We start from the raw sequence: 23,160 nt of genomic DNA, 5'->3' as shown, positions 1-23,160 counted from the left end.
CCGCAACATCCGTTGCTCCACTGCTCGATGAAACAGTAACCGTCTCTGCAGCTATCTCCTCTGAAGTACCATCATGCGTAAATGTCTCCGTCCAGGTATCATCGGTAAATGTGGTGGTTGACCAGGCTCCATCTGAATTTGAAGTGAAATTGACACTATTATCAAATCCAATTGTTGGACTGGTTCCGTTATCCATGGATTCATCGTAGGTCACAACCACTGTCTGTGTCAAGTTCCCAAGACTGATTGTTGGCTGACCAACTGTAACTGTCGCTGAGGGAGATCCTTGATCTAGAGTAATCCCATAACTATCATTGGTTGCTGCTATTGCTGCTCCTCCGGGATCATAAACGGCACTTACATTATATGCACCATCCGCCTCACCACTTATATTCAAATCAACTGTCCAGGGGCCATTTGCACCTGACACGGTAGTGGATTGTGATACACTTCCTATGGTCACCTGTACAGTGGTACCACCCACAGTACCACCAGCACTTGTCCCTGAAATCGTCACAGTTGCAGCTTCAGTCGCATTTACAATATCATCCCCTTCTATCGGTGTGGAGATTGTAATTGTCTGAGAAAAGGACAACAATGGTAAAAGAAAAATAATGGAAAGAAGATGGTGCCAGCTAAACTTTTTCATAGTAAAATAATTGAGCGATGAGTCCCTATTTGGATGTCAAGAATCTGATATATTCACTCCAAATCTAACTTAAATATGAAGTTCAGTAAACGTTTAGTGATATCAAAGAACCACTTGGTTTTTTCGATATAGACTTTAATTACAGGGATAAGACTAATAAAGGTTAAAATTGAACTATTCCAAGAATGATTAATCCAAAGATCCATCACTATTCAACTTAATAATGGAAATCAGTTTTACCCCACCTCCAAAATCCACATTTGCGACAGCCACAATTTTTCCATCCGGAAGAGTGACTGCATCCACAATATTATCATTACCATCAGAAAGTCCGAAGAATGACTCAGCTCCTTCCACTGGGTTTGATGCCTGGTCAAACTTCACAAACATGCCTTCGCCACCTCGTGAGTTAGTTCCACTAGTGAATGACGTATACTGACCAAGCATAACCAGATCATTGTCGGGTGCTTGCACTATCCCCCGACCAGTATTTTGAAGTGTAACGCTCTCGGTGTTGTAGAGTGAGCTATCGTGACTATTTCCACTTAAGTAAATCCCGTTATTACTAAGGTTCATGATAAAACCAAAACGTTGATTTTGCGAAGTGCTGGAAGTACCAACTATACCAAATCCAGATGACAGTCTAATTGCATTGTTAACCTGATCATTGTAAACAACATTGTTGTTGACATTATCAATTCCATAAGCTGCAGAATTGACAGGTGTACCATTCTCATCCGTTTCAAGATAGAATACATTTACACCATTTACTCCTGCATTTTCTCCGAGTAAGCTTGGAGTATTACTGCTCCCTATCATCACCAAATTTCCGTTACTCTTTTCAAAGACTCTCACAAGAATATCATCTTCACCTTCACCGCTGATTCCCTGATTTGACTCAAAGACAATTCCATCATCAAAATTCAGCTTCATGAAGTAGTTGTCAAAATCAGTATCTCCACCACCCCTATCAAACTCCTGACCTCCAGCAAGCAGAAATCCACCGGATGATAAAAGGATTATGTCATTTCCGACCATATCGAGCTGATCTCCACTGTCTGAAATTCTGGCAAGCAGGGTGTCATTCAAAAATCTGATCGGTTCAAGATCTAAATCGAGAAACCCGAAAGTCAACCATCGCCAGTCAGAAACACCTAATGCATTGATGGTGATCGAAGAAGATCCAATTATTGCGTATCCAAATCCATTAATTGGTTGAATTTGACCCGCAAACTCATCAGCCCTGAACCTATCCTTAACTCCATCGCCCGTCCAATCATCAGCCAATCCATCCGGGCTGCCAAACGGCTGTATATCAAGTGTATCTGAATATCCAAAAGAAATGGAATCAACTAAATTTCCTTGAAGATCCGTTCTAAGTATGAAGTAATCTGTATCTCCATTCTCAGTAAGCTTAGTTCCGAAAACAATCAACCCTTCAGCCACCTCGCCAGTTGCATCATAGATAATTTCAATATCACTTGCTTCATAGCTGGTAAGCTCTCCATAATATTTAACATAGGTCTCATCAGGAGCTGGAGCATTTTCGTCTTCAATCTGACATGAAACAATCAGAAGTGAGGCAATAATTATTTGAAATAAGTATCTCATATACTAGCGGTACTGCTTACGTTTTCGTGGAATATAAAGTGATCGGGTATAGCCAAATGAAATGGAAACGGTGTTTAAAGTAAGATCATCCTCAACGTGACCAATACCAAAGTTCACATCTTTATTAGCCCATCGATTGTCGGGATTTATGTAATTAAATAGTGAATTATCGTATCGTAATTCAATAGAAAAGAAGTCGACCTCCGAACGGCCAACTCTAAACCGAACTCCCAATCCTCCCATAATGGAAACATTGGTCGAAGAGACCTGATCTGCTTCTTTCAAGTCCTGACTCGCATCAGGAAGCGTGTATGCCGTACCTCCTGTTCGTCGAGTGTCGAGGTATTTTGCCTTTAACATTAAATCAAATGATCCTCCTATAAAAACATAGGGCAATAACTTTATCCGATTGCCATCTTCATCCTTGTTGTCATAGTTCAAACTATATCTCGCTATCAATGGAATACGCAACATGTTACTCGTATTTTTAGCCACATAGTTCAAATCATTCTCAATCATTTCCCCCTCTATTTCATAGGTGGCAATTCTGTACTGCACGCCACTGGCTACTTCTATCCCTTTGGTAATGTGTCTTTCTGCCAATACTTCAGCCCAAAATCCAATACCCAATCCAGTATCATTCCCCTTTTCGTTGTATCGTTTCTGACCTGTCTGGAACGTATTGAAATTCTGAATGACAGACGGTAAAGATTTATTTAATCCTCCACGTACCGCTACCCTCAAGATAGGCTCAGTTTTGAATTTGTCCTTCAAAAGGTAAAGTTCAGCCGGATCCTCAGCGGCAAGTTGATGCTCTTTATCTACACCAAGAAGTTTTACAAACATCTCCTCAGCCATCTCCTCATCATCTTGGAAGAGGTAAGCTTTAGTCAGAAGTTTATAGGCTCTGATTTCCTCATCAACAGAAAATACTCCTCCCTCCAAGCATCGGGTAAATCCGCTGTTGGAATTAGAATAGTCGCTGATGATATCCGAAAGCCTCCCCTGCTCAAACGCAAGCTCTGCCTGGGATAAAGCTCTGGCACACTGTGAGGAAGATTGGGCAAATACCCAGCAGGCGTTGACCAACAAAAAAAGCGTGATTAGGTGTTTCTTCATAGAGTTCTTAGAGTTCTATTCCTCGTTTTGGTAATCCTTCGCAGGTTTCTACATATTCAATTCCTTCTCCAACATATTGTCTCCACTCATTATCCGACATGTTACCTTCTGTAATATGAGAGCAAATCTCCTTTGCCATAGCATGAGCAGTTGTTGGGTATCTTCTTATGTTTCCATCGCCTGCAGCCGTCACGAAGAACTTTCCATCAGGACTAAAGCTGGCATCATTTACCCAACCTTGTTGTCCCTGACCTTTATAATCTTCCAGAACGATAGGAAGGTCGAACAGATTCTGCATATCCCACACGCGAACCTGACTATTTGTAGAAGTTCCCAGGATCAGACGATCGTCCGGACTAAATTCTATATCAGTAATTGGTGCTCTGAATCCGGTAAGCGTTGGTTGTACTTGCTCATCATTCTCCATATCCCAGATGGTCAAACGTCCATCATCACTACCGTAAGCCAGGTATTTTCCACTATTGCTGAATTTAACTGATTTGATTGCTCGAGACCCTTTATCATTGGCAGTGCCTTCTGATTTATTCACCAATGTAGTGGCACCAGCTCCGATATCCGTCAAATCCCACAAGTAAACATTGCCATCGTCTCCACCACCAACAAGCGTTTTTGCATCTGGAGAAAGAGCAATTCGCTTAATTCTTGTTGTTGATTTTGCAAGTTCTGTGGCAGTTCTGAAATCACTTCTTAAGATGCGTTTGTCGGCACCTACAGAAATAAAGCCAGAGTTATCAGGCAAGAACAAAAGGTCGAATACTGTTCCTCCAACATGACCATCAATTTTAGATGGCTGCTGATTAATGTTCTGCACATCAAAAAGTAAAATATTGTCCTGTTCCGTACCCAATGCCAGGTATTGCTCATTCGGGCTAATGTTTACCACACGAGCAACGTTATCATTTTGGAAGATCAGATTCCATGCTCTGGTTTCCACGTTCCACTTCACAACTTCACCATCCGCGTTTGCCGAGTACATTGAATTACCGTCGTTCGAGTATACCACTGAACGAACGCCTACAATAGTATTTTCTGAGTTAGGATCAACCGGTTTGTGGTATTGATTAAAGATGGAGTCACCTTTCTCAATATCTCCAAATTCCTCAAATGCTTCCCGTTCATAAAGACCTTGCAATGCATTATAGATACCAGCATAGATATCACCATTGTAATCTTTACCTTCATCCTTAAATTCTTCATAGAATAAATATGCCTGACGAGCTACTATCGCTTTTAACTCTGCCTGATCTTGATCTTCGGATAGAATGTTTTTGGCTTTGATCGCCATAGACTGTGCAATGGCTTGATATCGGAGGCGTTCGGCATTGTCTCGTTCTTTTTGAGCTTCTGCTTGAGCCCTCTTTGCAGCCTCTTCCTGCTCTTTAGCCAAGCGTTCATTTTCAATTGCTTGCTGTTCGGCAGCTTCTGCTTGTAATCTCGCCTGATTAGCAGCTTCCTTTTCTCTCGTTGCAATTGCAGCTTGGTTTTTCGCATCTGCTTCTGCAACCAAAGCACGATCAAGAGCCTCCTCAGCATCAGCTCGAGCCTCATTTGCTTCAGCAGCGGCAGTAATTGCCTTTTCACGTTGTATGTCTGCTTCTTTCTGCAACTCTATAGCTCTATCCCTTTGCTCTTGAGCAGCTGCTTTTTCTTTCTCTGCCTCACTCGCTTTAATAAAAGCAAAAATCAAGAAGGTCAATGATACTAATACAGCAATGGCTAATACCACAGCTGTAATTCGCATCCTTTTTACCTGGCGCTTTTGGAGAACTTCTTTGTTTCGCTGCTCGGTTAGGTAAGCTTTCTCTGATGTTTCAAGGAACACCATGGTCCGCTCAAAGGCAGGATTATATCGCTGACCCCAAACGAGTGTAGGTCTGTTTTCTTCTCTCCAGTTTAAGGCAAGTTGCAAATCCGGCATTTGCCATAAACCTGCTTTACCTTCCTGATATCTTTCTGCAGCTTCAGAAAGTTTCAGATACATCTCTGCAGCTTTGGATTCTTCATCCAACCAGCGCTTCAATCGCACCCAAATACGCATCAAACTTTCGTGAGAAATATCAATTACTGTCTCAGACTCCAATCTTACACCAAATGGTGGCATCAAAAGTGACCTTCCTGGCTCTCTGAATCGCTCCACTACTCTTGCTACTTCGTCCTCATTCACCCCGGCAATGGCAGCAATCGTTCCAAGTTTAGTAGGACGTCTGATTCCCTGATTTTCTGAACCACGCTCCGTGAGAGCTTTAAACATCACCTCACAAATCTCTTTTTCACGTTTGCTCAGTGAATCGAATGCCTCATTGGCGTGCATAGAGAGTGCTTCTCTTAGGGTACCAATGGAGTTATAATGCCTTAGATCAATCGGTTCTCCGATTTTTCTGTTCTCTGTCCAGTAAGACCAGGTACGCATGAGCGCGTGCTGAAGAATTGGAAGCTGATCCGGATTGTCCCCTACATCGTTTAGCAACTGCTGGGTTAATCGAGGTGCTATTTTACCTCCTCCTACTGCCACAGGACCTTCAATGGCTGTACGCTTTTGATCCCGTGTCATCTGCGGAATCAAGTAGTGAGAGTCATTGATCATCTGAGTTAAGTCCGGGAACTGTGCACACTCTCCGATAAAGTCGGAACGCATCGTCAAAGCGATATATACCGGCTCATCATACTGATGAATAGCTTCCAGCAAAAGATTTACAAATGCTGATGATTCATCAAGGTCCGAAGTTGCTGATTCCAATTTGCGGTATCTGAAAAGCTCTTCAAACTGATCGACCAAGATCAAAACATTTTGATGATCGTCTGCTTTAAGCTGTCTAACCACCTCCACAAGACCAAGAGAACTACTTCTCAGAACCGTGCTGATGATCGTTTTTCTGATGAGCTTATCCTCATCGCCAAGATTTGAATACTCTTTATCTCTAATAAGTAATGATTCGGCGAGATTATCAATCGGTCCACCACCCGGACGGGTAACGACAATACGCCAGTTGGAGCCGGCTTCTGTCATGAAACCTCCATACAGCGTAGGAATAAGTCCGCAATACATGAGGGAGGACTTACCACTACCTGAGGCTCCCAGGATTGCGACAAATTTGTTCTCTGAAAGCTTGACAAGTACCTCGTCACTTTGCCCCTCTCTACCAAAGAAGAGATGACTTTCTTCGATCCCGAAAGGTCTAAGACCCGGAAACGGGTTGATTAATTGGGTAATGTCAACAATGTCCTGAACTTCCTGTCCTTGAACATCAATTTCTTTTTCGCTCATCAGCTTTCTATTTTAGTTAGAAAAGGTTTGAGGTGCTCCGGATTGAATGTTCCTCCGTTGTTCCCCAATACCATGGCGTTGTTTTTCTTATAGTGCTCCATGTCCACATCCTTCTGCCCTTGAAAGTAAACCGCTTTTGCCGACAAAGGCTTCTCACGGCCGAAACCAGGAGCTTTTAGCAAGTCCTGTAGCTTGGTTTTGATCCAGTCTTCAGTAGCCTGACCAAAGTATATAATTGACGCATCGCATCTGCGTAAATTTTCCTGATGTATGTATCGCAAGTCCACCAAGTCACCTTCATAACTTGGAGAAACCACATTAAAACCCTCTTTCTTTAAGTATGACTGTATATCATCAATGCTGTCAACATCTCGCTTGTCAGCAATGAGGTAGATCATCTTGGTCTTTTCGTTCTTTTCCTCCTGATCAAGTCCTTTAATGTTTCTTCGGACATTGAAACGCCCGCCTGTTACGAGCTCTTCACGGATGATGGTTTTCAATTCCTGTAACTGAATTTGCAGTACTTCAGCTTCTTCGAGAGCAGCTGCATCACTTTTCAGGTCTTCAATAAAAATCTTCTGACGCTCAGTCACGTTTTTCAAATCCGGAGAAACCCAAATAAGCCGGCTGAATAGCTCTTTCTCTCCATCCTTCGCCTCCTTATTCTTCTCAACCATCTGATAGGTATGATCGGAGGCTACTCTGTTTTGAATATCAACCACCGAAAGCTCAGATCCACGTGGTTTATATCCATAATCTTCGCCAACCAAGTGAATGGAAAGTCTACATCTATCAAGGTCATCTCTAACCATTCGTTCAAGCGCCTTTGCTTCTTTTGGGAGGCTATGATCAGGCAAGACTTTGTATCCGTGTCTGATAAGCTCCCGCTTGATGATATCTCGCTGAATCACCATGTCAACCCCGGTACTAGCGAGGTAAACTGTTTTTTCTCGTGGAATGGTATCATAAGATCCCTCGCCATCTATAACCTCTTTTGCATGCAGCACATGGTTTATATCATAGGCCATGTCTACCAGCTTCATCCAATAGCTTCGCTCTGCATCACTTCCAAAAAAACGAGTAAACTCCTGTGGGTCTCCAGTGAGCGGATCAACCAGATAGAAATCATAGGTTAGTAAATCTTCCAATTCATCCAGATGAGCATCTGGGTCATAGGGTCGTTTAAGTACCTTAAAAATTCTGGCTACTCCATCGGCAAGCAGCTTGTTCTGAGACTTTAGTCTTTTACCGTGCGCATTTATCGATTTGATAATCAGATTCTCCTTGGCGAGATTGGGTGTAACCACCGCTATGACCACATTGTAGTCATCAAGTTCAGATGCCGAGAAGTTAGACTCGTTGATGAGCTTGATTACCGGATTTTCTCTGGTAATCTGATACATCAGAGTAGATAGAAATTTGTGAAAATTTGTGACCCATCCTTTTACCCCTCCTTCGATCTGCTGATCATCTTTCTCTGAATATATTAATGCTATGGTGCGATTACTGCTCATTTGTCGCGATTAGGCGGTTTTTATATAGTGAAATAACTTAATTTTTTACTCTATCCAAAGTCACTCATCGAAATCATCCAAATAATACGTCTACAATCTCTTTTTCATCTTCGTCCATTACCCCGTTCATGATATCCAACCAACAATCCAGTATCTCGATATGCTTCGACATTAAATTCAATAATTCTTCTTTACGCATCAGCAACAGAGTACACTCCGTTCTTGCCAATGCTGTATATGAAAAGGTGTCTGACTCTGTCAGGTTCTTCTCTCCAAAAACTCCATGCTTTTCGCGCTCTGCCACTTTATGATCACCTTCGTAGATGTCAATAGCTCCATCCAGCACGATATACATGGGTTCCATCCCACTATCGCCTTCTCTAATGATTGTCGTTCCAAGCTTCACTTTGATTTCCTCTAGATTCTCAGCCATATAGGTGATGAGCTCTCCAGGTATTCGTTTGAATATCTCAATATTCTTCAGCTCAATTACTCGCTCAATCAAAAGCAGTTTTTGATGGTACTCCTCATCTTCATGTCTAAACACCGGAGGTAGGATTGCTTTATCGAGCTCCTTCTTCGTAACAGGTCTTAATCTCTTGGTATGCTCGTGATATGACTCCTTATTAATGTTATACATCACATAGGCAGCTGTTTGAAGTAGTAAAGGATCGGGATTGAAAAGGTTGGCAATCAAATCTGCCGTCACGTGATTACTCAACTGGCCAAACCGATACATAGCCAGAGCCTTGGTGTACCTATTGATTCTATTGTAATCTCTATTAATAATTTGTAGCAATAAATCTTCGTATGAATCAAAATCTTCTGGTGGGTAGTGGTTCTGAAGTTTAGCAAGCCTTTCCGGCACTTTCAACTCATCCATTACAGGAATCAATTTTGGCTTTAGCTCTTCTTCCACGAAAATGTCCATCATCTCCACAGCAAACGTGATACTCTCTGTAGTACCATTTCGAATATTTTCCTTTGCAAGAAGGACACTTTGAGGATCATAAATCATTCCTAACAACATGAAAATGTTGTCATAGTTTTTGATATCCTCCTCGATCATTGCCTCACGAATCAAATGATCGATGGGTGACTCATCAGGTATCTCCTGGGACGACTTAATGTTCCAGGCAATGTCACCAATTTCTCCTTCTACGGCTATTTTAATTCTAGCCGCCTGAAAATCTCTGGCCACAAATCCGATATAGCTCAATGACAATAAGAGTTGCGATACAATCTTACGATCTGGGAAGTCAATCTTTTTCCAAAGTAGTTCAGTAGCTCCACGCCCACCTATTCTACCTAATACCTGAATGATTCTAATCATGGTCGGGTGATACTGACCTGTTTTATAGAATGCAGTATCTACCGTATGAAAGGCTGCTTCGCCGGAAGCTTTCAATGCTGACATAGCTACGTTTCCATAGGTAGCCAGATGAAGGTTTTCAATTAAAATTGGCCACAACTCAGGGCGTTTTACTTTACCTGCTGAAATCATAGCAGCTGATCGTACGTTCGGGTTTATATCACGTAGAAGCTCTACTATGTAGGCAATATGGCGATCCTCGGATGCTTTAGCAAGAAGTCTGGCCCCTCTTTCCCGATCCGCTGCGTCAGTTGATCTTACCAACTCCTTGATGGAAACATCTGTCAGTTTAAAATCTGCTGCTTTCTTAAGTTTTTCGAATGAAACTTGTGCTACTTTGAGAACGTCTTCATTGCCCTCCGTTTTGAGATCCTTTTCAATAATCTCCACCGCCTCCCAGCAAAGCCTGTCTCCCAATTTCTGATAAGCGAAACTCCTCAGCACAGGTGATCTGTGGTTTAGTAAATCGAGGAGTACAAACTCAAACTCTATTGGCTCGAGTTTCTCAAATACCTTAAGAGCATTTAATACACGATCTACATCTTTACTGGATACCTCTTCTTTTAGAATATTGAGGGTGTTATTTTCGTTTCTTTTCCCTTCTCCCTGCAGACTGGCTTTTTGTTTCTCCAGTGTAGTCTTCAGGGTTTTCTTATACTCTTCAAACAGTTTTCCTGCCAGATAAATAACTCCAGCAGCTAGAACAAGAATGAAGTAGGAGTAGTGAATTAGTTTAAAGAAAACCAGCAAGCCGAGAGCCATCTGTGCTGCACCAGCTATAAAAACTGCAATTTCATTAACCACACCTTCAATTCGAGTTTGGATATCAAATCGTATCTTGATATCGAGAGGAAGGAAGAATAGCTTGAACGCCGGGTTTTCAAGTGCGTCTTTGAGTGAAGCGATAAATAACTTACCAACGGCGGTCAATACGAAGAACATGATGAATTCATCAGTCTTCGTTTCATACCCGAAAATATGCCCCACGATTATTGCCCCCACTGTAAAGAGGATCAAAATCAAAGGCATAGTCATGAGAGCTACTTTAAGACCAAATTTTCCAATGATGATGTCATTGATAAAGCTTTGAATCAGGAAGGATACCACAATTACCGTCCCTGAGAAGAACGAGAGAAAGTTGGATAAATCCTTTTCATCCGGATACATGGTTTCCGTAGCACTCAGGAAGGTATAGTCAACGAAAACTGCCGCTCCCATTGAAAAAATGAGGAAAACTGATAAGAGCCTAAGGTATTTATCCTTCATCAAGGAGAAGAAATTTACCTTTTCGACACTTTCACCCTTCAACACCTTAGTAGCTTTATCAAGGTTATAGCTTGTGGCCAATAGTAAAGTAAAAATGAATACCCCGAGGGATGCTATTGCAGACACAAATAGCAAATCGTATGTCTGATCAATTATAGTACTCGTCAAAAGTGGAATACTAAAGAAGGCAATCATTGTGGCCATCAACTGGCCTGTATCAATACCTCCAATGATCCGCTTACTTTGCCTTAAATCAAACACACGACCAAAAACACCCCAAAAACCTAATAGAATAATGGAAGTGACCGGGCCAATCATCACAAACAAGATGAATGGAAGCGCCTGAAATACCCCTGATAGTGAACTATCATACCCGATGAACTCGAAAGCAAGTCGAATTCCACCGATAAACAAAAGGATCACGAATGTGGTCGAAATAACTAGTGTAGAAAAGTTGATCTTGCGCTGAAGAAAAACAAATAATGCGGTTGATACTATTCCGGCACCTCCGGCAGCAAAAAAAGCAACATCAAGAAATTCATCACCAAGCACACTGAGGAATAGAGTCTCTGCTCCAATCTGGTAAGTAGCAAGAAGGATACCCATGAAGAAACCCTTACCAAGCAAGAGCAACATTTGTCTTTCTTCTCCTTGTTCTCCACCTAAGAATTTTAAGAATGCTTGAACCACAGCTAGTTGAAATTTACAGGCTACTAAACTAAGTTAGGAATTTACCTGTAATTGTAGGAATAAATCAATTAAAGAGGGAGAATATGGGGCATATAACTTTAAATAGTTATATTATTTCTTCTTTTTATTACTTTCCTTGCTTGTGCTCTTTCCTTTCCTTCTCAAGTTGGAGTCGTAGCTGAACATATAAGCTATACCGATAGTTGCAATATTATGATAGTATTCAAGGTTTTCTCTATAATAATCCGCATCACCAGATGAACCACGAATTAGATTAGTATCTTTTGAGGTGTTGGTAGCCATATTGCTATGCTGCCATGTATACCTGAAATCAAGTTGAAGACGACCTCCTCCCTGAATATCAAAGTACATTCCACCTCCAACTGTCAATCCAAACTGAAACCTATTTGGCTCACTAACATAGGCAGTCGTAAAATCTCCCGGGGAAGCATTCGCCGAATTAAACTTTAATTTATAATCCAGTGGTAAAGGATTGCTATCGTCATCCAACAGAGGCCAAAACTCTTCGTCATCAGATGGAAAGAATGTTCCCTTTCCTCCAACCCAATATGCCAATCTGGGACCACCATTTACATAGTAATGAAAGGGAACTCGACCTAAGGTGACTCGCAGCATGATTGGTGCAGAGATAAAATGATTGGTCATTTCAGCATGCTCCCTTTCTCCATCCGTTTCAATGTCTTTCACCGTCTTATGGGTTCGCTCATAAAGCAATTCTCCATATACTGTATACATGTCGCTTGCTGTATAAGCCAAAGCAAAGCCCGCCTGCCAATTCAAATTAGGCGATACATTAAACGAATCTTTCTCGTAGGTCTTGTCTTGATAAACGTGATCGATATAGCTTACACCTACTTTGGGTCCAAACCAATATTGACTGTAAGTCAACGAGGGAAGGAGAATAGCCAAGCAAACAACAAGAATGGACTTCATATTATGTTTATTTCCTTTCAGTTGTAATAATACGAAATAGATTCGAGTACTATTATAGACGTATGCAAATTCTTAGTCCAATCGAACGAATCCGTAGATAACCACAACTCAGTATAAATACTCGATTTATGGTGATATTTGTTACGGGTAAGGATAAATACAATAAATTCTCTAATTTAGGGTTTGGATCAAAGAAATCATCACTACTTGAAACAATCAATTTCCTCCAAGATGGTGTGTGTAAAATGGGTCAAGAGAATTGCCCTGACAGCTTTTCTTATCTCCTCATATTTAACAGCTAGTTCGCAACAGCCTCAGGTTTATAATCAGTTCTTTATGAACCCTTATATGTACAATCCCGCATATGCGGGTGTAGAAGGACACGCTGCTATTTTCGTGATGTACAGGGATCAGTGGACTAACGTGGAAGGAGCGCCACAGATATCCCACGCCAGCTTTCACGTCCCACTAGAAGGTGGAATTGCCGTTGGGGGAGCTGCATTTAACATTACTCAGGGACTCCTTTCTACCTCAGCAGCTAAAGCTTCCGCATCCTACCTGATAAATATTGACAGAACACACTTTTTGAGATTTGGGATGTCGCTTGGTGCGGGCATTAACTCCGTAAACATTACAGAGTTTGACTCTCCTGGTGATCCTGCTTTTGATAACTTCCTTGATCAGTCCACATTTTTCATTGGCGATGTTGGGGTAGCTTACCACTTTGGCCATTTCAACGTTGGGGTATCGTTACCGAACTTATTTAACTACAACCCTATCACTCAAAAGGAAATTGCAGATATCGAATTCTCTCCTACTGACAATATTCTCTTTAAAATGAACTACAGAGGTCACGTAAGTGATGACTTTGCGTTCGAGCCACACCTTATATATAGGTACAGCAATGTGATCCCACATCAGTACGAAGGCGTACTCATTGCTCACTTATATCACATTGTATGGGTGGGGGCCTCTTACCGTCAGGATGCAGGCATCATAGGTTTAGCCGGTGCAAAACTGAAAGAAAAATTCGCCATAGGATTTGCCTATGAGCTTGGGAATTCTAACATCTCATCACAACTAGGTCCTACACTAGAAGTTAACCTGGGTTATCACCTTGGCACCAAAAAGGATCATGCTGAGCACGTTTCATCCTTTATTAAAAGTCACAGACTTTCAGCGGAAGAACGAGCTAAACAGGCGGAGCTGGAAAGACAAAAGCAATTGGCAGCACTGAAGCAAAGCAGACCAGAAACGCCTGCAGATGAGGATGCATTATCTATAGCCAAACCAACGGTACTGGATGAGCCTGATGCAGAGGCAGACATCCCTACGGAAAAAGCAGATGATTGGGATCATCAGGAAGATCATGGTGAAATAACCCGAACTAACCAGTTTGGGGAAGAAGAAACTGGTATACGGTTAGAGAAACCAGATGCAGATGGAGGAAAGAATGTGGTTATCAGCTGGGTGCCGACTGCTGAGGCGGGGAATCTGACTGTAGCTCCCGATGGTCACTTAGAGCGGACATTACCTGACGGAACTAAAGAAGTTGGGATTAAATATGAGAAAGTAAATCCAGATGGCAGTGTGGAGCATATTGTAAAATGGGATAAGGCTATCAATGAAGCACAAGCGAATACGATCGTTGAAAACCCAGAACTACATGATGAAGTAGCCAAAGGAAACCCTGACCTCACCCAGGATTTTAGAACTCATGAAGAATTGGCTTCTTCAGACGATCATGTAGTGACGAAAAGAGGCAATCACCTACTCGAACTCCCTGCGGGGAATTATGTAATTGGAGGAGCGTTCAACGTTTTTGAAAATGCAGAAGATTACAGTGATGAACTTTTCCAGATGGGATTCCACGACACGCTTGTGGGATATAACAGTGGACGCGGATACTACTATGTAGTTGTTTATCAGTCTGGTAGTATATCACAAACCAGAAAGAAGCGTGATGAATTTAGAAAAAGACCTAAGCTATCTAAAGCGTGGGTACTTCAAGTGACAGAATGATGAGAACATTAATAGCAACCTTGCTTTTATGTCCAATGATTGTGTTGGCGCAAAAGCCATTTATCAACAGCATCTCTCCTACTCATGTAGAAGTAGGACAAACTGTGACGATTACCGGATCAAACCTTGCCAATGTTACCGAAGTGTTCTTTGGTGGTGTATCAGTTTCCGGAGGGGATGTTACAGCTTCTAATAATGTAGTGACAGCCGTTGTGCCGGCTGGAGCTACCCATGGAGTTATTACTGTTTTAAACACAACCGATAATTTAATCGCACAGTCATCTCAACAATTTTTCATCAGTTTCAGTGGTAGTGAAATAGTCAATTATGACAATGAATTTTTAATTAGCAGTACTCAAACTGATGCTTATGATGTTTGTATGTGTGATTTAGACTCAGATGGCAAAAATGATGTTATCATTTCTCACAATATTCAATCTACGGACAACACCGGAAGTGAAATCTCTATCTACCACAATAACACCGCCTCAACAAGCTCACTTACAACAGAGTTTTCTCCACCCATCATAATAAACAATGCAGTAAGCCTCTCTGGTTTTATTTCATTGTCTTGTGCTGACTTAAACAACGATGCAAAACCTGAGCTCATATTTTCATCTAATTCCGCCCTCTTCACCAAAGAAATATATGTATACCATAATCAAAGTACTGTTGGGAGTATTAATATGGTTTATAACAATACTGCTTCACAGGCTTTACCTCAAACCTCAGGTGGACTCAATAGAAATGCGAGAAGAAACAAAATTGCAGATATAGACGGTGATGGAAATCCTGATTTGGTTGTGGGAAATGAACAAGATGCTACGATTCATATTTATAGAGGTAATGGTGATCTAACTTTTGCAGCCCCTGATGAGATATCTGTAGGTAGCGCTTCAAGAACTAGTTCAATAGACATTGCTGACTTTAATAATGATGGACGGATTGATATTGTTGCATTACCATTTCGTCAGCCAAATGAATTAGTTTATGTTCTGAAAAATAATAGTCAGCCAGGCAATATTGACTTTGAACTTGAGGCTGGTATTAGCTCCCAAGCCCAACGAATCAATGTGGCAACAGCTGATTTTGATGAAGATGGATTGATAGATATAGTCGTTACAAATCAACAACTTCAGCGGATAGCTTTTCATAGAAACACATCAACCGGAAGTGATATCACCTTCGGAGCAGCACAAAATATTTCTATGACAGGTGCTGGACCATGGGGTGTAGATATTGCGGATATGAATGGTGATGGTAAGCCCGATGTTATAGTTGCCTCTACTACTTCAATCGATGAATTATATGTAATTGAAAATAATTCTACTTCAGGAAGCATATCATTCAATACTCCAACAGCATTGACTGCCACGAACACCAGTCTGAACCTGTGTGTAGGAGATTTAAATGGTGACGCACGACCAGACATTGCCTTTAGTCACAATATAGCCACAGGTAATCCGGGAAATCTGGGCATTTTTCTCAACAGAAATTGTGTTGAACCAGTAATTTCTCCTGATAACCTTGAGTTTTGCTACGATGATCAATTCACTTTGGAAACAACAAAAACAAGTGGTGCTATTTATCAATGGTCATTCATCAGTGCTGTAAATGGTGGATCTACACTAACACCTATTGGCGATGGGAGCTCTGTTGATGTAGTGGTCACAGCTGGATCAACTACACCAGTAAACATACAAGTTGAAGTGACCCATGATGACACTGAGGCGTATGAATGTTCTAGAACTGATAATGCAACATTTACACTAATAGGTGGCACTCAACCATCCCCTCCAACATTCGGGCCGGATGATTTAATCTGTGTTGGTGATGATTATACAATTAATGTTTCAGGTGGTCCTTTTGAAACATATGAATGGACCAGACCAAATGGAACAACTACCACAACAACTACTGGAAGTCTTTCTATCACAGGAGCAACGATAAATGATGCTGGGATTTATACAGTAAGAGCTAGACCAACAAGTGGATGTTTTTCGGAGGAATCTCTCGAGTTTAATCTTGAAGTAAGCCAACCACCACTTTTTGGGATTTCCAATAATGATCTTGATGATTTTTGTGAAACCTCGTCCGTCACACTTGTGGTGCCTGATTTTTCACCTACGCTGAATTATCAATGGCAGAGAGATAATGTTGATATTGCAGGTGCAACAGGCGCTACATTGAATGCCAATCTATCTGGCAGCTATACCGTTGAAGTTCAGGATGGAGATGGATGTATCACGGAAACAGATGCCTACAGCATTAGCGCAATTTCAGAACCCGTTTCTTCAGTAAGCGGACCTACCGAAACCTGTGTCGGGTTTGAAACTACTTTTACCGCAACCAGTACCGGCCAGTCAGGGTTTACACTAAACTACAGCTGGCAGGTGGACGGAAGCCCTGTTTCCCCTACTAACCCTACAGAGCTTTTAACCACTTTTTCAGCAACAGGAGCTCACACTGTGACACTCACCACTTCATACGATCCAACCGAAGTGGAATCATGTAGCGATGTTACAGTTTTTAATGTGACGGTATCCCCAGAGCCAACCATAACTTTTAATGTTGCGGATGGTGTTCAAAAATGTCAGGCTGAAACAATTAATATCCAATTGGACAGTCCACCAAGTGCTTCTATTTCTACCTACACATGGTCAACAAGAAATGCTGCGGCTGCCCCAAATGACACCATTATTGCGAGTAATTTTACTACTAGCAGCGCAGTTGATCTTTCCACCCCAATTGGAGTAGATTCTGTTTATGCTATTGTATCAATCACAACAACCATAGGCTGTGAGGTAATTGATAGTGTTAAGGTTAGAAATTTTCCTACTGATGTTGACATTTCATCACCTGATGCAGATGCCTCTACGGATGAAATCACACTAGATGAGGAAAACTTTATTCGGTTAACCGCTGAAGGTGTGACAAATGTGAGCTGGAGTAGCGATGTACAGCCAGAGCCAACAAGTATATTTGACGACCCTGGCGCAATCGATGTGACGGTATTTCCCAATCAGCCAACTACAGTAATTACTTTAACTGGAACAGACGATAATAACTGTACAGTCTCCAGTCAAATCACTTTGCTCCTTGATAATCTTAGACCTAAACGAACATTTTCACCTAACGGAGATGGAACAAATGACTGCTGGGAAATTCTGAATTCATCGCAACCAAATACGGCAGGCTGTAAAGTCTACGTTTTTGACTCTCGTGGAAGGAACATCAAAGTAGCAGATGCACCATTTGAAAATAATTGTGTGTGGGACGGTAATTCCAATGGCTCTCCCGTGCCTGAAGGAGTATATTATTTTGTATTCAAATGCGATAACAACAGCCAAATGAATAAAACTGGCAGCATTCTACTCGCTAGGTAATCCCCTAATCATTTTATTTAAACCCTGAAAAGTGATGGTTTATCTAAAATATTCCTTTAAATAATTATATTTTATATTGATATAGTTCTGCTTTTAATTATAGGCCTAACTTTACCATGACCCATTATACCTTTTGATTTTCAGGGGGTTTATCTACCTTGCTAGAGGGTTACATTATACCTTAAAAGTGTATCTATGTGCGTATCCATTTCAACTAATACCATGAAAAGCTATTGGAAGTCTGTACTTTTTTCATTCCTATTTCTATCCTCCCTTCTATCCGCAGCTCAAGAGATCTGTAATAACGGCGTTGATGATGACGGTGACGGCCTCATCGATTGTTATGATGGGGATTGTTCTAATGATGGCGCGTGCGATGATTTCTTCTTCGGAAATCAGGTTATATGTGCTGACGAAATTGATGTGACTTCCTTCGCAATGAGACTACAATGGGGATCGGAAGATCGTAGTGCCAATAGCCACGCTACACCCATGGTGGGAGATTTGGATGGAAACGGAATTCCTGAGGTGGTTACAACTAACAAGCATGGTAGATCAGTATACGTTTTAAATGGAGCCACTGGCGCAACAATAGCCAGCACTACTTTTGGTTGGGATCCCGAAAACGCCCCTGTGCTTGGTGATGTTGACAATGATGAGTTTGGTGAAATATTAGTGTCACAAGATCAGGGTGATGACATGATCATGTTTAATCATGACCTGACAATCTTATGGTCCGGGAAAGCTTCTAAAAATGATGCAATTGGCCTTCCCGGGTTCGCAGACTTTGATGGTGACGGTGATGTTGAAATTTACTATAGAAATGAAGTTGTAAATGCAGCAACTGGCGCGATCATCATTGCAGGTTCGAACGTTGATTGGGAAAGAGAATTCACACATGGCTCACTTGCCGTAGATATTTTCCCGGCAGGTGCATGTACGGATTGTGAGGGATTAGAATTGGTTTCTGGTAATGAGATTTGGTCAATCAACGAAGCAACCGGAACCCGTACATTGGTTGCAGATATGGATGATGATATTCATACCAATATTGCCAGCAACTTAAATTACTATCCAAAATACTATTCCAGCTGGGATGATCAATGGTCTTCTGTTTCTGCAGCAGACTATAACCTTGATGGAAATATAGACCTCATCATTACTGGAGCATTAGGCACGAGTAGCGAAACGTACACAGGTGAAACAACCATTTTCTTCTGGGATGTGGCCAACGGTAATGTTATCACTTATCATGATTCATCGAATGACTTTGTGAGAGGCCCAGGACGTGTGAATATTGGTGATGTGGATGGAGATGGACAACTCAACGCCAACTTCGTAATGAATCAAAAACTTTACTCGCTGGATGAAAACTTCAACGTACACTGGATTCATCCAATCAAGGAAGGTTCATCTGGATTTACGGGCTGTTCTCTTTTTGACTTTGATGGAGATGGTGCCGTAGAAGTAGTATATAGAAGTGAGGAATCACTTCTTATCATTGATGGGGTTGGTAATGGTGACAATACTACAAGTGAACGAAGGGAAATTGCCTGCGTATCAAGAACACAAGAAGAGTATCCTGTTATCGCCGATGTAGATGGAGATGGTGCGAGTGAAATCTGTGTGACATGCTATTTTAACAATAGCACCCCATTTGGTGGTTATGGTAATTCGGAGTTCGCACATGTTCGAGTATATGAATCCGATGGAGAGGCCTGGATGCCTGCACGTGGCGTGTGGAATCAGCACGGCTATTATAACGTCAATATCAACGATGACCTAACTATACCTAGAGTCGTTCAGGATCCAACCCTTATTTCATCTACAGGCTGTGAGTATGCAGATGGCACACCTATTCCTTTTGAAGTTTTCCCGCTTAATACATTCATCAATCAAGCTCCTATATTGAATGATGAAGGGTGCGTGGAGTTTGCCTCTCCCGACATAGACTTTGTTGGAATTGTTTCAGCTACTGATGCTCTTTGTCCGGACGCAGAAATCACGGTAGAATTCGAAATCACCAATACTGGAGATATTGGTATTTCAGGTAATCTACCTGTTTCATATTATGCAGGGGATCCAACTGCCGATCCTTCCAGCTCAGTTCTTCTCGATACAGAGGTGACTTTTATTACCAATTTTGAAGTAGGGCAAACGCTAACACTATCTCAAACGATAGCGGGTATCGGAGGAGATTTCGAACTCTTCGTTGTTATTAATGACGCTGGAGGAACTCCACCAATTTCGGTTCCCCTACCTACAGCATCGATCCCGGAATGTGATACGGAGAACAACATGCAAAGCACCTTGGTTGGGTCACAATCCTTTGAGCTTACGGTTGAGAAACTTTTTGACAATAGAAAATGTGATTTAACCAAACCTAACAATGGACAAGCCAGAGCTTATTACTTTGGGCCGGCACCAGGACCTAGTGAAAATATTTGGGTAGAAAACTTTCAAGACCGAACCAGCGGAGCTAAGTCTGACACAGATGAAACTGCTTGGACATCCGATGGAGGTAGTGAAACCCCGAGCTTCTACGGTGTAGATTCTTATAGTGGATCAAACATGTTTAGAGCTTCTGGTACAGGAACATCCAATGATGTAGGTGTGGTTACCTGGACTTCTCAGGAAATTGATATTTCAAACTACTCCGATATTGGTGTTACTGTTGACATATTTGAAAATGGTAATCAAGAAAGCTCAGGCCAATGGAGAGATTGGGTTAGAGTGAGTTATGAACTAAGAGACGCTAGTAGCAATGTCATTCAAACTAACGTCTTGGGAAATGGGTATCAGGACGGTGATTTCACATACGCACAAGCCATAGTTGGAAATTTAAGTCCTGATGGATCTGCTGCAAAGCTTGTAATAATTGCAGAAATTCATAACACAAGTTCCACAGAACACCATTACATAGATAATATTATCGTTGACGGAACTGGTCCAGATGTTACTGCAGAATACACTGAACCAGATGGATTTGTTTTCAGGTGGTACAATGACGATGATTACTCAACTGTTATTTATGAGGGTAGTCAGTATCCACAGATGGCTACTGGAACCTATGATGTGGTTGGTTATTACGGAGCTACGCAATGCTATTCAGACACGGTAGAAGTAGACATCAATTTAGTTGCTCCAGTTCTATATGGATGGACATATCAGATCAGTGCAGAAACAGATTGCAACAATCCTAACGGATCTCTTGGAGCTTTTGTGTACACAACAACATTAGATGGAACATTCCCTGCTAGCGATTCGAATCCACCACAGGATACTTTACTTACTGGTGATGGTTTTGAGTTTGTATGGACTCAGGCTGATGATGGAACCAACACTCCAATTGCAACAGGAGAAATTATATCAGACTTAAGGCGTATTGGATCTGGCTATAATGTATTTATCACGGATAATTTAACAGGATGTCAGACAAATCAAACTCAAAATGTTGAATCGAGTTTAACGAAACCTACTGATATCAATGTGTTTACAACCGATATTACTGCTTGCGGTGGAACTGGAGAAATTTCAGCAGATGTCTCAGGAACAACAGCAGGATTTACATTCTATTGGTACGACGGACCTAATATCAAACCTACTGCAGATTTTGTTGGGGATACATATATAGTTTCTGATCCAGGTGACTTTACATTAATTGTAGAAGATAACGCTACAGGTTGTCAATCTGAAACTCCAATAACAACAACCATAAACGATAATTCAGTAGCACCTAATCCTACCACTACCCTAGTTCAAAACAATACATCATGTGTTGCCGGAAACGGAATAGTAAGAGCTGATGGTGATGGTGCTGGTACGGTGGCTGGATTTACATTTGAATGGTTTTTGGGTGCAAACACGCTCCCTGCAAATGCCTTGCCTGGATCAGCGGCACCAGGAGCTTTCCTAGTAAGCGATAACCCATTTGAGCTTGGAGGGCTAGAGGAATCAACTTATACAGTACGAGTTACTGATAATAGCACTTCATGTGTCGAAACAAGAACTGTTAGCGTAGCTGACACGCCTGGCTCACTCTCCGTGACTCCTGGAAACCTTATTCAAAATGACATCAATAGTTGTAATGCTGCTGTTCTTGGATCAATAGACGCCTCTGGTGTGGTGCCAGGAGATGTGAACGATGTTTCAATAGGAAACATCAACAGCAGTTTTGAAACTCCTGATATTCTCACTAACAATAACCACGCACAATCTTTTAACGGTGGTAGAATCAAAACTTATAATCAGTCATTTATTGATGGCTGGAGTACTACAGCGCCAGATCAAAGAATTGAAATCTGGCATAATAACAACACCACAAGTGGAAATCCTGATGCTTACCATGGTGATCAATTTGCAGAAATTAATGCGAATAGCGACGCAGCACTATATTTTGATCTAGCCACAGTTCCGGGCTCATTATTAAATTGGTCTTTCGCTCACAAGGGTCGAGCTGGCACTGATGTATTATCCGTAAACATTGGAGAGCCAGGTGCTGAAGTTGTTCAGGGTAATTTCTCAACTGGAAGTGCTGCATGGGCTTTCTATGAAGGGGAATATACCATCCCTGCCGATCAATTCACCACTCGTTTCCAGTTTGAAGCCGTATCTACAGCAGGAGGAAACAATACTGTAGGGAACTTTGTGGATACTGTTTCTTTCGTAATGTTCCCTTACAGATTCGAACTATATGAAGGAGCCACAGTTTCAGGCAATGCTGATTATATCAACACGACTGGACAGTTTGGAGATCTTGATGAAGGAGATTATGTATTGGTTGTATATGATAATCTAACAGGATGTGGCGCTGTGGAAATTCCAATCACTATTGTAAGAGATGAAACACAACCAATGATTGCTACATCTGTCACTGATGATGCACATTGTGATAATGATGATGGAAGCGTTGATGTTACCGCTTCAATGTCAACATCAGAGCCAGCATCATACACCTATGAAATCTTTGATGGACATTCATTTACTACCCAGATAGGCCCTGATGAAACAGTCAATGACGGTTCGAGTCCATTTACTTTTTCAAATCTTGCCCCTGGTGACTATAGAATTAGAGTTACGAATGATGATACTCAATGTACCTCTTTTGAAGACGTTGTAGTCGACGACATTACCGTTACACCTACTTTTTCAACAAGTCAGGTAATCGATAATTCATCATGCGACCCTGGAAATCCTAATGGATTCCTTGCAGTAAGTATTCAGGGAGATGTAGTTTCAAACTACACATTTACCTGGTGGCAAGGAACCGATACCTCTGTTGGTGCATACGC

The 23,160-nt window shown here is 41.6% G+C and carries 10 protein-coding genes; 3 read left to right on the top strand and 7 right to left on the bottom strand.

What is annotated here, in order from left to right:
* The 7 genes from ACEQZT_RS15525 to ACEQZT_RS15495 all read right to left on the bottom strand — a co-directional run.
* On the bottom strand, positions 1–649 hold a 649-nt coding region (locus tag ACEQZT_RS15525; protein ID WP_370090378.1), incomplete at its 3' end, for a hypothetical protein.
* Between the two features lie 189 nt (positions 650–838).
* The gene (locus ACEQZT_RS15520; protein WP_370090377.1) at positions 839–2,260 is read right to left on the bottom strand and encodes a hypothetical protein; all 1,422 of its coding nucleotides are present in this window, start codon (positions 2,258–2,260) and stop codon (positions 839–841) included.
* Between the two features lie 3 nt (positions 2,261–2,263).
* Positions 2,264–3,379, bottom strand: a complete 1,116-nt coding sequence (locus ACEQZT_RS15515) for an outer membrane beta-barrel protein (protein WP_370090376.1) — start codon at positions 3,377–3,379, stop codon at positions 2,264–2,266.
* Between the two features lie 7 nt (positions 3,380–3,386).
* Entirely contained in the window at positions 3,387–6,665 is a 3,279-nt protein-coding gene (locus ACEQZT_RS15510) for a High-affnity carbon uptake protein Hat/HatR (RefSeq protein WP_370090375.1), read from the bottom strand.
* Positions 6,665–8,179 carry a DUF4062 domain-containing protein gene (locus ACEQZT_RS15505; RefSeq protein ID WP_370090374.1) on the bottom strand — a complete coding sequence of 505 codons (1,515 nt, stop codon included), beginning with the start codon at positions 8,177–8,179 and terminating at the stop codon, positions 6,665–6,667. Before ACEQZT_RS15505 ends, ACEQZT_RS15510 begins: the two co-directional genes overlap by 1 nt.
* A gap of 73 nt (positions 8,180–8,252) precedes the next feature.
* The gene (locus ACEQZT_RS15500) at positions 8,253–11,507 is read right to left on the bottom strand and encodes a HEAT repeat domain-containing protein (protein WP_370090373.1); all 3,255 of its coding nucleotides are present in this window, start codon (positions 11,505–11,507) and stop codon (positions 8,253–8,255) included.
* A 111-nt stretch (positions 11,508–11,618) separates the two neighbouring features.
* Entirely contained in the window at positions 11,619–12,461 is an 843-nt protein-coding gene (locus ACEQZT_RS15495) for an outer membrane beta-barrel protein (RefSeq protein ID WP_370090372.1), read from the bottom strand.
* Between the two features lie 231 nt (positions 12,462–12,692).
* On the opposite strand from ACEQZT_RS15495, the gene ACEQZT_RS15490 reads away from it, so the two are divergent.
* The 3 genes from ACEQZT_RS15490 to ACEQZT_RS15480 form a co-directional block, all read left to right on the top strand.
* The gene (locus tag ACEQZT_RS15490) at positions 12,693–14,483 is read left to right on the top strand and encodes a PorP/SprF family type IX secretion system membrane protein (RefSeq protein WP_370090379.1); all 1,791 of its coding nucleotides are present in this window, start codon (positions 12,693–12,695) and stop codon (positions 14,481–14,483) included.
* Complete coding sequence (locus ACEQZT_RS15485) at positions 14,480–17,869, top strand: FG-GAP-like repeat-containing protein (protein ID WP_370090371.1); 3,390 nt, start codon at positions 14,480–14,482, stop codon at positions 17,867–17,869. Before ACEQZT_RS15490 ends, ACEQZT_RS15485 begins: the two co-directional genes overlap by 4 nt.
* Positions 17,870–18,091: 222 nt before the next feature.
* The coding region (locus ACEQZT_RS15480; protein ID WP_370090369.1) for an FG-GAP-like repeat-containing protein at positions 18,092–23,160 on the top strand (5,069 nt) is incomplete at its 3' end.

This window comes from Ekhidna sp., assembly GCF_964218185.1.
GTDB lineage: Bacteria > Bacteroidota > Bacteroidia > Cytophagales > Cyclobacteriaceae > Ekhidna.
This window is presented reverse-complemented; position numbering and strand designations above follow the sequence as displayed.

Coding starts and splice junctions, on each gene's coding strand:
- ACEQZT_RS15520 (WP_370090377.1), bottom strand. CDS start 2,260: ATGAGATACTTATTTCAAATAATTATTGCCTCACTTCTGATTGTTTCA.
- ACEQZT_RS15515 (WP_370090376.1), bottom strand. CDS start 3,379: ATGAAGAAACACCTAATCACGCTTTTTTTGTTGGTCAACGCCTGCTGG.
- ACEQZT_RS15510 (WP_370090375.1), bottom strand. CDS start 6,665: ATGAGCGAAAAAGAAATTGATGTTCAAGGACAGGAAGTTCAGGACATT.
- ACEQZT_RS15505 (WP_370090374.1), bottom strand. CDS start 8,179: ATGAGCAGTAATCGCACCATAGCATTAATATATTCAGAGAAAGATGAT.
- ACEQZT_RS15495 (WP_370090372.1), bottom strand. CDS start 12,461: ATGAAGTCCATTCTTGTTGTTTGCTTGGCTATTCTCCTTCCCTCGTTG.
- ACEQZT_RS15490 (WP_370090379.1), top strand. CDS start 12,693: ATGGTGTGTGTAAAATGGGTCAAGAGAATTGCCCTGACAGCTTTTCTT.
- ACEQZT_RS15485 (WP_370090371.1), top strand. CDS start 14,480: ATGATGAGAACATTAATAGCAACCTTGCTTTTATGTCCAATGATTGTG.